The sequence below is a fragment of the Amycolatopsis pretoriensis genome (assembly GCF_900107925.1).
GTDB lineage: Bacteria > Actinomycetota > Actinomycetes > Mycobacteriales > Pseudonocardiaceae > Amycolatopsis > Amycolatopsis pretoriensis.
Genome location: NZ_FNUJ01000007.1, coordinates 729,270 through 743,601, shown reverse-complemented (window position 1 = coordinate 743,601; position 14,332 = coordinate 729,270). Strand labels below are relative to the sequence as shown.

12 protein-coding genes are annotated in these 14,332 nt (G+C 70.5%); 6 read left to right on the top strand and 6 right to left on the bottom strand.

What is annotated here, in order from left to right; all coding sequences use genetic code 11:
• Positions 1–138 precede the first annotated feature (138 nt).
• The 5 genes from BLV96_RS33400 to BLV96_RS33380 form a co-directional block, all read right to left on the bottom strand.
• On the bottom strand, positions 139–696 hold the full coding sequence (locus BLV96_RS33400) for an FKBP-type peptidyl-prolyl cis-trans isomerase (protein WP_086683121.1): 558 nt from the start codon (positions 694–696) through the stop codon (positions 139–141).
• 10 nt (positions 697–706) lie between these two features.
• Entirely contained in the window at positions 707–2,956 is a 2,250-nt protein-coding gene (locus BLV96_RS33395) for a HelD family protein (protein ID WP_167379808.1), read from the bottom strand.
• Between the two features lie 57 nt (positions 2,957–3,013).
• Positions 3,014–3,643: a hypothetical protein gene (locus BLV96_RS50915; RefSeq protein ID WP_244180649.1), complete on the bottom strand. Its 630-nt coding sequence runs from the start codon at positions 3,641–3,643 to the stop codon at positions 3,014–3,016.
• The gene (locus BLV96_RS33385; protein ID WP_086683123.1) at positions 3,640–4,044 is read right to left on the bottom strand and encodes a hypothetical protein; all 405 of its coding nucleotides are present in this window, start codon (positions 4,042–4,044) and stop codon (positions 3,640–3,642) included. The genes BLV96_RS50915 and BLV96_RS33385 overlap by 4 nt, the downstream gene beginning before the upstream one ends.
• A gap of 77 nt (positions 4,045–4,121) precedes the next feature.
• Complete coding sequence (locus BLV96_RS33380; protein WP_086683125.1) at positions 4,122–5,102, bottom strand: heme o synthase; 981 nt, start codon at positions 5,100–5,102, stop codon at positions 4,122–4,124.
• A 284-nt stretch (positions 5,103–5,386) separates the two neighbouring features.
• Here BLV96_RS33380 and tkt point away from each other — a divergent pair, with 284 nt between their 5' ends.
• From tkt to pgl, 6 genes are read left to right on the top strand one after another with little or no spacing between them, the layout of a single operon-like run.
• Complete coding sequence (gene tkt / locus BLV96_RS33375; protein WP_086683127.1) at positions 5,387–7,489, top strand: transketolase; 2,103 nt, start codon at positions 5,387–5,389, stop codon at positions 7,487–7,489.
• A 17-nt stretch (positions 7,490–7,506) separates the two neighbouring features.
• Complete coding sequence (tal, locus tag BLV96_RS33370; protein ID WP_086683129.1) at positions 7,507–8,619, top strand: transaldolase; 1,113 nt, start codon at positions 7,507–7,509, stop codon at positions 8,617–8,619.
• Positions 8,620–8,627: 8 nt separating this feature from the next.
• On the top strand, positions 8,628–10,250 hold the full coding sequence (locus tag BLV96_RS33365; protein ID WP_091389839.1) for a glucose-6-phosphate isomerase: 1,623 nt from the start codon (positions 8,628–8,630) through the stop codon (positions 10,248–10,250).
• Complete coding sequence (zwf, locus tag BLV96_RS33360; protein WP_086673345.1) at positions 10,247–11,770, top strand: glucose-6-phosphate dehydrogenase; 1,524 nt, start codon at positions 10,247–10,249, stop codon at positions 11,768–11,770. Before BLV96_RS33365 ends, zwf begins: the two co-directional genes overlap by 4 nt.
• Positions 11,767–12,768, top strand: a complete 1,002-nt coding sequence (opcA, locus tag BLV96_RS33355; RefSeq protein WP_086673352.1) for a glucose-6-phosphate dehydrogenase assembly protein OpcA — start codon at positions 11,767–11,769, stop codon at positions 12,766–12,768. The genes zwf and opcA overlap by 4 nt, the downstream gene beginning before the upstream one ends.
• On the top strand, positions 12,765–13,544 hold the full coding sequence (gene pgl, locus BLV96_RS33350; RefSeq protein ID WP_086673347.1) for a 6-phosphogluconolactonase: 780 nt from the start codon (positions 12,765–12,767) through the stop codon (positions 13,542–13,544). The genes opcA and pgl overlap by 4 nt, the downstream gene beginning before the upstream one ends.
• Positions 13,545–13,646: 102 nt before the next feature.
• Here the strand turns inward: pgl and BLV96_RS33345 are convergent, their stop codons facing one another.
• The gene (locus tag BLV96_RS33345; protein WP_086673349.1) at positions 13,647–14,210 is read right to left on the bottom strand and encodes a TetR/AcrR family transcriptional regulator; all 564 of its coding nucleotides are present in this window, start codon (positions 14,208–14,210) and stop codon (positions 13,647–13,649) included.
• Positions 14,211–14,332: the final 122 nt, after the last annotated feature.

Genomic DNA, 14,332 nt, shown 5'->3' with positions numbered 1-14,332 from the left:
ATTGATCACGTGGGGCCTCTGGAACCTCGGACTTGATCTTCGCAAATCCAGTCCTACCAGGGGCCCCATGCCTCATCGCAGGCCAACACGCCTACCCGGCTCGAGCCTTACTGAGAAAACCTCATTGGGGCGCGTCGGTCAGGCGACCGAAACGGCGTCGGTGACGAAGACCAGCGTCTCGTTCGGCTTGATGCCCTGGCCGCCCTCGCCGTAGGCGAGGTCCGGCGGGATGATCAGCAGCCGGCGGGCGCCCTGCTTGATGCCCTCCAGGCCCTTGTCCCAGCCCGGGATGACCTCGCCCGCGCCGAGGTTCAGGTCGAACGTCTGGCCGCGGTCGAACGAGCTGTCCAGCTTCTGCTTGTCCGACCACGTCACCAGCAGGTAGTTCATCTTGAGCTTCTGGCCGGCCTTCGCGCCCTCGCCGGTGCCGTCGGACAGGTCCTTCGTGATCAGCTTCTTCGGCGGGTCGCAGTCGTCGGGAATGGTGATCGTCGGCACCTCGCCGAACTTCCCCGTCGTCTTGATGTCGTCCGCGGTGCACTCGCGGCCCTTGCTCTGGGGCGCCTGAGCGGCGTTCGACGACGGCGGCACCGACGGTCCCGCGGGGGCGGCCGTCTGGGTCTGGGCCTTCTGGCCGCACGCGGCCAGCGACAGCGCCGCCGCGGCGACGACCACGATCTTCCCGATCTTCTGCATGCGAGGCACCCTAGCCAAGCACGGAGAGTGCCGGGACGTCGTCACCCGTGGCGACCACGCCGAGCCGCCGCGTAGCGCGCGTCAGCGCCACGTACAGGTCGTTCAGCCCCCGCGGCGAGCCCGCCACGACCTCGTCCGGCGCCACCAGCACCACCGAGTCGAACTCCAGGCCCTTCGACCGCTCGACGGTCAGCACGCTCAGCCGCTCGTCGTACTCGGAAAGGCACGCCGACACTTCGTCGAAACGACCACCCGGCACCAGGACCGCCACCGTGCCACCGTCCACTTCGGACAGCTCACGGTCCACCACCCCCGGCAGCTCCGCGACCAGGGATGCAGGACGGACCGACCACGGCGGCACCCCGGTCTCCCGCACCGAAGACGGCGCCGACAGCTCCGGGGAAACCTCGGCGAGCACCCGGGCCGCGACCGCCATGATCTCGGCCGGCGTGCGGTAGTTGACGGTCAGCTCCTCGAGACGCCACCGGTTCTCGACGTACGGCGAGAGCACCTCGCCCCACGACCGCGCGCCGCCGGCCGCCCCCGTCTGGGCGACGTCGCCGACCAGCGTCATCGAGCGGTTCGGCGAGCGGCGCATGAGCAGCCGCCAGTCCATCGCCGACAGCTCCTGGGCCTCGTCGACGATCACGTGCCCGAACGTCCACGTCCGGTCCTGCGCCGCGCGCTGGGCCGCGGTCAGCTCGCTGCGCGCCACCTGCCGTTCGGCGAACAGCTCGGCGTCGAGGACGTCGGAGACGCGCAGCAGCTCCTCGTCGATGATCTCCTCGTCCTGTTCGAGGATGTCGAGCACGCCCTCGGCGTACGCGCGGTCCTCGCGCTCACGGCGTTTGCGCTCGACGCGGGCTTCGGTGTCGTCGACGCCGATCAGCTCGGCCAGCTCGTCGAGCAGCGGCACGTCGGCCGGTGTCCAGCGGGTGTCGCGTCCGCTTTCCAGCAGGGCCTGGTCCGAAGCCGGCAGCAGCTTGCGAGCGGCGCTGGAGAGGCGTTCGCGGTCGGCGAACAGGTCGTCGAGCACGCCTTCCGGGGTCAGGACCGGCCACAGTTCGTTCAGCGCGGCGGCGACGTTCTCGTCCGCGGCCAGCTCGGCGCGGATGTCGGCCAGGTCCTGCCCGTCGAGGAGGTCCTCCCCCAGCTTCCGGGCGGCCTGGCGGGTCAGCGCGTCGAGGACGTCGGAGACGAACAGGCGCCGCGCCGGGTTGTGCGGGCGCCGCGACCGGCGGGCGCGGGTCCGGGCGTCGGTGCAGGTCTTGCGGTCCAGCCGCAGCACGTCGTGCTCGTACTCGATCTCCATGACCGGTTCGGGCACGCGCTGGCGGTCGCGCACGGCGTTGGCGAGCACCTCGGCCATGACCAGCCGGCCCTTGACCTCGGTCGTCTCGCGGGATTCGACGCCGTCGGCGTCCAGGCCGGGGTAGAGCTGCCCGATGGTGGCGAGCAGCACGCCGGTCTCGCCGAGCGACGGCAGCACCTGGCCGATGTAGCGCAGGAACGTGCTGTTCGGCCCGACGACGAGCACGCCGCGCGTGGTGAGCTGCTGGCGGTGGGTGTAGAGCAGGTAGGCGGCGCGGTGCAGCGCGACGGCGGTCTTGCCGGTGCCGGGCCCGCCCTGCACGACCATGACGCCGCCGAGCGGGGCGCGGATGATGCGGTCCTGCTCGGCCTGGATGGTCGCGACGATGTCGCTCATCTCACCGGTGCGCCGCTGTTCGAGCGCGGCGAGCAGCGCGGCCTCGCCGGCCAGCCCGAGGTCCTGGCCCTGGTCGGCGGCGGTGAGGTCGAGGATCTCGTCGTCGAAGCCGGTGACCTTGCGGGTCAGCGACCGCAGGTGCCGCCGCCGGCGCACCCCTTCGGGTGACGCCGCGGTGGCGAGGTAGAAGGGCCGCGCGACCGGCGCCCGCCAGTCGACGAGCAGCGGCTGGTAGTCGTCGTCCTCGTCGAACAGCCCGAGCCGGCCGATGTAGGTGGTTTCCTCGGCGCTTTCGGGGACGAAGTCGAGCCGCCCGAAGGCGAGGCCCTGCTCGACGGAGCCGAGCTGGGCGAGCCGGTCGGTGTAGAGGGTGGTGGCGACGTCGCGTTCGGTGCGGGCCTGCGGGGTGCCGCCGGCCAGCTGCAACGTCTCGTCGAGGCGGCGCTGGGCGTCGACGCGTTCGGCGTCGAGCTTCGCGTAGAGGGTGGTGACGTACGCCTGCTCGCGGGCGAGCTCGGCGGAGAAGTCGTCCGAGGAGACGGACAAGAGCATCCTGCTTTCGCCTCAAGGGAAAAGAGCCACCAGAGTTTAGCGGCACCCGCCGCGCGATCATTCCGTCCCGAGGGCGCAGTACGGGTAGACCTCGCTGTGCGGCTCGAGCACGGCCGGCAGCACCTTCTCCCCCGGCGCGCACGACACGTCCGCCGCGGGCAGGTCCTCGCTGCGCAGGATCCGGCCGGTTTCGCCGCCGCGCTGGAGCACCACGCCACCGCGGCTGGTGAGCGCGCGGCAGTTCGCCGACGTGTAGCGGACGCCGCCCGGGACCGGCGTCGCGGTGATCGGCGTGTAGCCGCCGAGCGACTCGGGGGCCAGCCAGACGACCGGGCCGAACGTCACGATCCCGGCGCCCGCGACGGCGGTGCGCTGCCCGGGCGCGAGCAGCGGCACCTCGGCGCGCGTCGACCCGGCGGTCACCGGGATCCGGTAGGCGAACTGGGCGCTGGTGTTCTCCACCACGGTCCCGGCGCCCTGCTCGACGACGCGGAGCCCACCGCCGCCGGGAGCCGAGTCGGCCGCGCCCGGGACAGCCGTGATCCGCGAAGGGATGGCACAGGCGGTGCCGAGCAGCTCGTTCGTGTCGAGCGACACCTTGCCGCGGCCGATGAAGACCAGGAGGCCCAGGACCACGACGGCCGCCAGCACCGCCAGGATCCGGTCCTTGCCCGGACGGGGGATCACGGCGTGCCCGGGCTGACGACCTTGTACACGTCCCCGGCGTTGCCGTAGTAGGTCCCCGCGACCACGTAGACCACGGTCCGCGAGGCCGGCTGCCGGTACGCGCGGATCTCGTCCGGGTCCGGCGCGTACGGCACCTCGTCCAGCGGGACAGCCCGGCCGGCGAGCAGCTCACCGACCTCTTCGAACGGGACCGGCGCGGGGAAGTCGCCGTAGCGGTCCCGGATCACCGGGTTGACCAGCTGCGGATCGCGGAGCCGGAGCCGGTGGGCCTGCACCGAGAAGTGGGTCCCCTGCCAGGGCCCCTGGTCCCGCTGCCAGAAGAACTCGACGAGACCGTGGTCACGCCCCAGGGAGTGCTTCGACGGGTTGTCGCCGTAGTCGTCGCCCAGCAACGAGGCCACCCGCTCGGGTGACCACGTGTGGTCGGCACCCAGGACGGTGCCGGACTCGATGACGTCGGCGAAGAACTCCGCCGGGCTCAGAACGGCAGGCCGAGCGTGGGCAGCCCGATGGCGGAGTCGACCGCCAGGGCCACGAACACGATCATCAGGTACGTGTTCGACCGGTGGAACAGCGCCATCGGCTTGGTCTCTTCGCCGCGCCGGACCGCCGCCTGGAGGCTGTGCGCGTAGAAGAGGAACCAGCCGCCCGCGAGGATCGCGAACGTGCCGTACAGCCACGACGTCACCAGGAGCAGCAGCAGCGTCCACGCCACCATCACCCACGAGTAGATGACGATCTGGCGGGCGACGTGCTGGGCGGTGGCGACCACCGGCAGCATCGGGACGCCCGCGCGCTCGTAGTCGTCGCGGTACTTCATGCCGAGCGCCCACGTGTGCGGCGGCGTCCAGAAGAAGATGACGCCGAACATCACGAACGCCGGCCACTGCACGGTGCCGGTGACGGCCGCCCAGCCGATGACGACCGGCATGCAGCCCGCCGCGCCGCCCCAGACCACGTTCTGCGACGTGCGCCGCTTCAGGCCGAGCGTGTAGACGAAGATGTAGAAGAGGATCGTCGCCACGGCCAGGATCGCCGAGAGCAGGTTCACCGTGAAATAGAGCACGACCGCCGACGCGACGCCCATGACCAAGCCGAAGATCAGCGCTCCGCGCCGCGGCACCGAGTCCTTCACCAGCGGACGGCGCTTCGTGCGGTTCATCACCTTGTCGATGTCCGCGTCGATCACGCAGTTGAGCGCGTTCGCGCTGCCCGCGGCCATCGTCCCGCCGACCAGCGTGGCCAGGACCAGCCACGGGGAGGGGATCTGACGGCCGGCGAGGAACATCGCCGGGATGGTGGTCACCAGGAGGAGCTCGATCACGCGCGGCTTCGCCAGCGCGGCGTAGGCGCCGACGACCCGGCGGATGCTTCGCCGGTCACCGTGCGGTCGCTCACCGGTCGGGTGCACGGCGCTGGTGTCTTCACTGCGTCCGTGCGCAGCGTTCACCAACGACATTTCACTCCCTGCGTCAGGTTCGGGCGGGTCCGTGCCGGAAGGCCGTGGTGGAACGCCGGTCTGAACCCTCGAACGATGTTAGACGTGGTGAATCCCGTGGGTGATCGCGGGTCCTCGACGGGCCTAAGCACTAGGCTGACCGCGACGGGCCGCGATTGCCCCTGCGCATGGCCGCGAGCAGGAATATCGTCCCTTCGGGATCGATTGAGATAGATGTCCGTGCGCACGGGTAACCGGAACGAGGAAGACCAGCCGCAACCATCATGACCGGGAGTTGGAGTTCAGTGTCCGAAACCGCCACTACCAGCGAGAACAACCCACTCCTCCGGCGCAACGTGCCCGCCGACTGGACCGAGACCGACACCCGCGCCGTGGACACCGTCCGGGTCCTGGCCGCGGACGCGGTCGAAAACTGTGGCAGCGGCCACCCCGGCACCGCGATGAGCCTGGCGCCGCTGGCCTACACGCTCTTCCAGCGCACCCTGCGTCACGACCCGGCGGACCAGCACTGGCCGGGCCGCGACCGCTTCGTCCTCTCGGCCGGCCACTCGAGCCTGACGCTCTACATCCAGCTGTTCCTCGCCGGCTACGGCCTCGAGCTCGAGGACCTCAAGCAGCTGCGCAAGTGGGGCTCCAAGACCCCGGGTCACCCGGAGTACCGGCACACCGACGGCGTCGAGACCACCACCGGCCCGCTGGGGCAGGGCCTGGCGAACGGCGTGGGCATGGCGATGGCGGCGCGGCGCGAGCGCGGCCTGCTCGACCCGGACGCGGCGCCCGGCGAGAGCATCTTCGACCACCACATCTACGTGATCGCCTCCGACGGCGACATCGAAGAGGGCGTCACCTCCGAGGCCTCGTCCATCGCGGGCCGCCAGGAGCTGGGGAACCTGATCGTCTTCTACGACGACAACAAGATCTCGATCGAGGACGACACCAACATCGCGCTGTCCGAGGACACCGTGAAGCGCTACGAGGCCTACGGGTGGCACACCCAGGTCGTCGAGGGCGGCGAGGACGTCGTCGCGATCGAGGAGGCCATCAAGGCCGCCAAGGCCGAGACGCAGCGGCCGTCGTTCATCGCGCTGCGGACCGTCATCGGTTACCCGGCCCCGAAGAAGATGGGCACCGGCAAGGCGCACGGTGCCGCGCTGGGCGGCGAAGAGGTCGCCGCGGTCAAGGAGATCCTCGGGTTCGACCCGAACCAGTCGTTCCAGGTCGAGGACGAGGTGCTCAAGCACACCCGCCAGGCGCTCGACCGCGGCAAGGCCGCGCACGCCGAGTGGCAGGAGAAGTACGAGGCCTGGGGCAAGGCCAACCCGGAGCGCAAGAAGATCGGCGACCGGATGGCCACCCGCACGCTGCCCGAGGGCTTCGCGGACAACCTGCCGAAGTGGGAGCCGGACGCCAAGGGCATCGCGACCCGCAAGGCCTCCGGTGAGGTGCTCAACGCCCTCGCCGAGCCGCTGCCGGAGCTGTGGGGCGGCTCGGCCGACCTGGCCGAGAGCAACAACACGACGATGAAGGGCGCCGACTCGTTCGGTCCCGAGAAGGCCGCCACGGACATGTGGGCGGCGAACCCGTACGGCCGGACGCTGCACTTCGGCGTCCGCGAGCACGCCATGGGCTCGATCCTCAACGGGATCGCGCTGCACGGCGGCACCCGCCCGTACGGCGCGACGTTCCTCATCTTCTCCGACTACATGCGCCCGCCGGTCCGGCTGGCCGCGCTGATGAAGGCGCCGGTCACCTACGTGTGGACGCACGACTCGATCGGCCTCGGCGAGGACGGGCCGACGCACCAGCCGATCGAGCAGCTCTCCGCGCTGCGCGCGATCCCGGGCCTCAACGTCGTCCGCCCGGCGGACGCCAACGAGACCGCGTACGCGTGGAAGGCCGTGCTGGAGGACATCCACCACCCGTCCGGCCTGGCGCTGACCCGCCAGAACGTGCCGGTGCTCGAGGGCACCAGCGCCGAGGGCGTCGCCAAGGGCGGGTACGTCCTGGCCGATTCGGACGGCACCCCGGACGTGGTCCTCATGGCCACCGGCTCCGAGGTCCAGCTGGCCGTCGAGGCGAAGAAGACCCTGGACGCCGACGGCGTCAAGGCGCGTGTCGTGTCCATGCCGTGCGTCGAGTGGTTCGACGCGCAGGACGCGGCCTACCGCGAATCCGTCATCCCGGCCGGTGTGAAGGCCCGCGTGTCCGTCGAGGCGGGGATCGCCCAGTCGTGGCACCGCTTCACCGGTGACGCCGGGGTGAACGTTTCGATCGAGCACTTCGGCGCCTCCGCCGATGCCGCCACACTGTTCCGTGAGTTCGGTTTCACCGCGGAAGCAGTCGTCGAGGCCGCGCGCCGCTCGATCCAGAACACCAAGAATTCCTGAAGGGGATGACGCAGCAAATGAGCAACGACAAGCTCGCGCAGCTGTCCGCGGCCGGTGTTTCAATCTGGCTCGACGACCTTTCGCGTGAACGCCTGAACACCGGCAACCTGGCCGACCTGATCCGCGACAAGCACGTCGTGGGCGTGACGACCAACCCGACGATCTTCGCCAACGCGATGTCGAAGGGCAACGCCTACGACGACCGCACGCGGGAGCTCGCCGCCCAGGGCGCCGACGTCGAGGCGACCATCCGCGACCTGACCACGACCGACGTGCGCAACGCCGCGGACCTGTTCCGCGACGTCTACACCGCCACGAACGGCGTCGACGGCCGCGTCTCGATCGAGGTCGACCCGCGCCTGGCCAAGGACACCGGCAAGACGGTGGCCGAGGCCAAGGACCTGTGGAAGACCGTCGACCGGCCGAACGTGCTGATCAAGATCCCGGCCACCGAAGAGGGCCTGCCGGCGATCACCGCCACGCTCGCCGAGGGCATCAGCGTCAACGTCACGCTGATCTTCTCCGTCGAGCGCTACAAGAAGGTCATCGAGGCCTTCTTCGCCGGCCTGGAGCAGGCCAAGGCCAACGGCCACGACCTGCGCGGCATCCACTCGGTGGCGTCGTTCTTCGTCTCCCGCGTGGACACCGAGATCGACAAGCGCCTTGAGGCCATCGGTTCGGACGACGCGCTGGCCCTGCGTGGCAAGGCGGCCGTCGCCAACGCGCGGCTCGCCTACGCGGCCTTCGAAGAGCTGTTCGCCACGGACCGCTGGAAGGCCCTCGCGGCCGACGGCGCCAACGCGCAGCGCCCGCTGTGGGCCTCGACCGGCGTGAAGAACCCGGACTACTCCCCCACCCTCTACGTCGACCAGCTCGTGGTGAAGGACACCGTCAACACGATGCCGGAGAAGACCCTCGACGAGGTCGCGGAGCACGCGGAGATCACCGGCGACCAGGTCACCGGCCGCGCCGCCGAGGCGCAGGAGGTCTTCGACAAGCTCGAGGCGGTCGGCATCGACATCCGCGACGTGTTCCTCACGCTGGAGAACGAGGGCGTCGAGAAGTTCGAGAAGTCGTGGACCGAGCTGCTGGAGACCGTGAACGGGCAGCTCGAGAAGGCGAAGGGCTGAAGCACGACATGACGACAGGTGAGAAGACCGGCGTCGAGATCGTGGACGCCGCACTGGCGGAGCGTGCTGCACCGCTGGCCGAGCAGCTGGTCAACGACCAAGCGGCTTCGAAGCTGGCGGCGCAGGACGCGACGCTCTGGGGGCCGGACGCCGAATCCGAGGCGTCGATCCGGCTGTCGTGGACGAGCTTGCACAAGTCGTCGCGGCCGCTGATCGGCGAGATCGAGGCGCTGCGGACCGAACTGCGCTCCGAGGGTGTCGATCGCGTAGTGCTGGCCGGCATGGGCGGCTCGTCGCTGGCGCCGGAGGTGATCACCGCGACCGACGGTGTCGCGCTGACCGTCCTCGACACGACCGACCCGGGCCAGGTCGCCGACGCGCTGGCCGGCGACCTCGAGCGCACGGTGATCGTGGTGTCGTCGAAGTCGGGCGGCACCGTCGAGACCGACAGCCACCGGCGGATCTTCGCGAAAGCGTTCACCGACGCGGGGATCGACGCGGCCCGGCGGATCGTGGTCGTCACCGACCCGGGCTCGCCGTTCCAGGAACTGTCCGAAAAGGAGGGTTACCGCAAGACCTTCCTCGCCGACCCGCACGTCGGCGGCCGCTACTCGGCGCTGACCGCGTTCGGGCTCGTCCCGGCCGGTCTCGCCGGCGCGGACGTCGCCCGGCTGCTCGACCAGGCCGCTTCGGTGGCCGACGAGCTCGCCGCGGACTCGGCCGGCAACCCGGCGGTCAAGCTGGCCGCCGCGTGGGCCGCCGCGCACGAAACGGGCGCGGAGAAGGTCGTGCTGGCCGACTCCGGTTCCGGGATCAAGGGCTTCCCCGACTGGGCGGAGCAGCTGATCGCGGAGTCCACCGGCAAGCAGGGCACCGGCCTGCTGCCGGTCGCGGTCGAGAGCCCGGAGGCGCCCGGCTTCGCCGACGCGAAGTCCGACGCCACGCCCACCGCGGTCGGCAGCCCGCAGGGCGCGGCGAAGATCTCGGTCACCGGCTCGCTGGGCGCGCAGTTCCTGCTCTGGGAGTTCGCGACGGCGCTCGTCGGCCGGCTGCTCGGGATCAACCCGTTCGACCAGCCCGACGTCGAAGCGGCCAAGAAGGCGGCCCGCGCCCTCCTGGACGACCCGGAGAAGCTGAAGGGCGGCGAGACGGCGTCCAATGTGGACGGACCGGTCGAGATCTTCGGCTCCGAAGGTGTTGCCACCGAAGGAAAGCTGACCGACGTGCTCCGCGCGTTCTTCGCTTCGGCGCCGGACGCGGGCTACATCGCGGTGCAGGCCTACCTCGACCGCCTCGACGACGCGTCGACCGAGCTGCTGCGCGGCGAGATCGCCAAGCGCACCGGGAAGCAGACGACGTTCGGCTGGGGCCCGCGGTTCCTGCACTCCACCGGCCAGTACCACAAGGGCGGGCACCAGAACGGTGTCTTCCTGCAGCTCACCGGCGCCGTCGAGCAGGACCTCGACGTCCCGGACCGGCCGTACACGCTCGGTCAGCTGCAGCACGCCCAGGCCCTCGGCGACGGGCAGGTCCTCGCCGAGCACGGCCGCCCGGTGCTGCGCCTGCACCTGACCGACCGGGCCGCGGGGCTCGCGGCGGTCGTCCGCGCGGTACAGGAGGTCTCTGCATGACGTGGAAGAACCCGCTGCGCGATCCGCGGGACAAGCGGCTCCCGCGCATCGCCGGGCCGTCCAGCCTGGTGATCTTCGGGGTCACCGGCGACCTGGCCCGCAAGAAGCTGATGCCCGCCATCTACGACCTGGCCAACCGCGGGCTGCTGCCCGCCGGCTTCTCGCTCGTCGGGTTCGCCCGGCGCGACTGGGAGCACCAGGACTTCGGCGAGCTCGTGCACGACTCGGTCAAGGAGCACGCGCGGACGCCGTTCAAGGAGTCTGTGTGGAACCGGCTCGCCGAAGGCATCCGGTTCGTCCAGGGCACCTTCGACGACGACGACGCGTTCGACCGGCTCGCGCAGACGGTCAAGGACCTGGACCACGAACGCGGCACCGGCGGCAACACCGCGTTCTACCTGTCGATCCCGCCCGGCGCGTTCCCGGTGGTGACCAAGCAGCTGGCCCGCTCCGGGCTGGCCAACGCGGACGCCAGCACCTGGCGCCGGGTCGTCATCGAGAAGCCCTTCGGCCACGACCTCAAGAGCGCCGAAGAGCTGAACGCGATCGTCAACGACGTCTTCCCCGAGGAGTCGGTGTTCCGCATCGACCACTACCTCGGCAAGGAGACGGTGCAGAACATCCTGGCGCTGCGCTTCGCGAACCAGCTGTTCGAGCCGATCTGGAACGCCAACTACGTCGACCACGTGCAGATCACCATGGCCGAGGACATCGGTCTCGGCGGCCGCGCGGGGTACTACGACGGCATCGGCGCGGCGCGCGACGTGATCCAGAACCACCTGCTGCAGCTGCTGGCCTTCACCGCGATGGAGGAGCCGCTGTCGTTCGACCCGCGGGCCCTGCGCGCGGAGAAGATCAAGGTGCTCTCGGGCACCAAGCCGCTGGGGCCGCTGGACAAGACGACCGCGCGCGGCCAGTACGCGGGCGGCTGGCAGGGCGGCACGAAGGTGCCCGGCCTGCTGCAGGAAGAGGGCTTCGCGAAGGACTCGAAGACCGAGACCTACGCGGCCGTGACGCTGGAGGTGCAGAGCCGCCGCTGGGCCGGGGTGCCGTTCTACCTGCGCACCGGCAAGCGGCTCGGCCGCCGCGTCACCGAGATCGCCGTCGTGTTCAAGCGGGCGCCGCACCTGCCGTTCGACTCGACGTCGACCGAGGAGCTGGGGCAGAACGCCCTGGTCATCCGGGTCCAGCCGGACGAGGGCATCACGCTGCGGTTCGGCTCGAAGGTGCCGGGGACCACGATGGAGGTCCGCGACGTCACGATGGACTTCGGGTACGGGCACGCGTTCACCGAGTCCTCCCCCGAGGCCTACGAACGCCTGATCCTCGACGTCCTGCTGGGCGAGCCGTCGCTGTTCCCGGTGAACGAAGAGGTCGAGCTGTCCTGGAAGATCCTCGACCCGATCCTGGCGCACTGGGCGAAGGAAGGCGCGCCCGAGCAGTACCCGCCGGGCACGTGGGGTCCGCCCTCCGCCGACGAAATGCTGGAGCGCACCGGCCGGAAATGGAGGCGCCCGTGATCATCGACCTGCCGTCCACCACGACTTCGGCACTCAACAAGAAGCTGGTGGAGATCCGCGAACAGGGCGGGCAAGTCGCGCTCGGGCGGGTCCTGACGCTGGTGATCGTGGCCGACGACGACGCCAAGCTCGAAGAGGCCATCGAGGCGGCCAACGGCGCGAGCCGCGAGCACCCGTCGCGGGTGATCGTGGTGGCCAAGGGCGCCCGCACGGCGGCCCCGCGCATCGACGGCCAGATCCGGGTCGGCGGCGACGCCGGCGCGAGCGAGGTCATCGTGCTGCGCCTGTACGGCCCGCTGGCCGCGCAGGGCCAGAGCGCGGTGGTGCCGCTGCTGCTGCCGGACGCGCCGATCGTCTGCTGGTGGCCCGGGGCCGGTCCGAAGGACCCGGCGAAGGACCCGCTGGACGAGCTGGCCCAGCGCCGGATCACCGACTCCGCCGCGGAGAAGAGCCCGGTCAAGGCGCTGACCACGCGGGCGAAGGCGTACACCGAGGGCGACACCGACCTGGCTTGGACCCGGCTGACCCGCTGGCGGGCGCAGCTGGTGTCGGCGCTGGACCTGCCGCCCTACGAGAAGGTCACGGGCGCGACGGTGACGGGCGAGGCCGACTCCCCGTCGACCGAGCTGCTGGCCGGCTGGCTGGCCGAGTACCTGAAGGTGCCGGTCAAGCGGGTCAAGAGCACGGGCGCGGCCGGGATCATCTCGGTCACCCTGGACCGCCGTTCGGGCCCGGTGGAGCTGCACCGGCCGGACGGCCGCGTGGGCACGCTGACCCAGCCGGGCCAGCCGACCCGCCGGATCGCGCTGCAGCGGCGGGACAACCAGGACTGCCTGATCGAGGAGCTGCGGCGCCTCGACCCGGACGAGGTGTACGAGACGTCGCTGCACGGGCTTTCGAAGATCACCTCCGGGACCAACGGCAAGACGGGCGCGCCGCCCAAGGCGGACGTCACTTCGCCCGCGGCGGCGGCGGTTTCGTCGAAGGCGCGTAAATGAGCAAGACGGAAGTGGTCGTCTACGCGAACCAGGACCTCTTGGCGGCCGCGGCGGCGGCCAGGCTGGTCACGCGGCTGGTGGACGTCCAGGCGGCCAAGGGATCGGCCTCGCTGGTGCTGACGGGCGGCGGAACGGGCATCGCGGTGCTCTCGGAGCTGCGCGAGTCTTCGGCCCGCGACGCGATCGACTGGTCCCGCCTGGACATCTACTGGGGCGACGAGCGGTTCGTCCCGGCGGATTCCGACGAGCGGAACGAGAAGCAGGCCCGCGAGGCGCTGCTCGATCACGTGCCGCTGGACCCCGCCCGGGTCCACGCAATGGCACCTTCGGACGGCGAGTTCGGTTCCGACGTGGACGCGGCGGCCGCGGCTTACGCGTCGGTGTTGGCTTCGCAGGCGGGGCCGGAGGACCACGGCGACGTACCGTCGTTCGACATCATGCTGCTGGGTTTGGGCGGTGAGGGGCACACGGCGTCGGTGTTCCCGGAGTCGCCGGCGGTTTACGAGACCGAGCGTTCGGTGGTGGCGGTGCGGAACTGTCCCAAGCCACCGCCGACGCGGATTTCGTTGACGCTGCCAGCGATTCGCCAGGCTCGCGACATCTGGCTGATGACCGCGGGTGAGGCGAAGGCGGACGCGGTGGCGTTGGCTTTGTCGGGGGCTGGCGAGGTCCAGCTCCCGGTGGCCGGGGCTCGTGGGCACCGTCGGACGTTGTGGCTGTTGGATCGGGCTGCGGCGGGGAAACTGACGAAGGTGTACCAGCCGCCTACGGCTTGAATTCGTTCTCGAAGGCCCCCTCGGCTCACCGCCGAGGGGGCCTTCTCCGTTCGCGAGTGCCGAAACTGTCGGGGGCTGCCGGTAGCGTGGAAAACGGGGGCTTCATTGCACCCGCCAGCCGCGGCCCAGGTTGCCGAAGATCTCCTCCGCCGCCTTTCGCGGGTTCTCGTTCGCCACGATCAGCTCGCGCGACGCCAGTGCGAACCTCGCCAACGACGCGCACGACACGTCGTCCTCTGGAGCCGCCATCTCCTGCGCGATCGCCCTCGTCAGTGCCGTCTCGTGGCGCATCCACATTCGGCGGGCGTAGTCGCGCAACACCGGGGTGCTCTCGATCAAGCCGATGAACTCCGGGCTCGGGCCGCTGTCCGCGCTGTCTCTCAGCATGTGCTCGCGCAGTGCGTCCACGATCGAATACCCCGGCGGGCGGCCGTGGACCGCCTGGACCAGGGCCGCCTCGATGTCGTCGTCCTGGTCGAACAGCAGCGCCTCCTTGCTCGGGAAGTACTTGAACAGCGTCGTCACCGAGACGTCCGCCGCGTCCGCCACCTCCTTCACCCCGACCTCGTCGTAGCCGCGCGCCAGGAACAGCTCCAGCGCCGCGTCGGCCAGCGCCTGCCGGGTCTGCGCCTTCTTGCGCTCGCGGCGCCCGATCACTTCGGTCATGCCTCTCAGCCTACGTGATGGTTAACTCACTTCAAAAGTTGAGTCGTTGCACTTTTTTAGTCACTGTGCTTTTCTGGGGACAGCGCCGCCGGACCAGCCGGTGGCACCGGACTTCCAGGGGG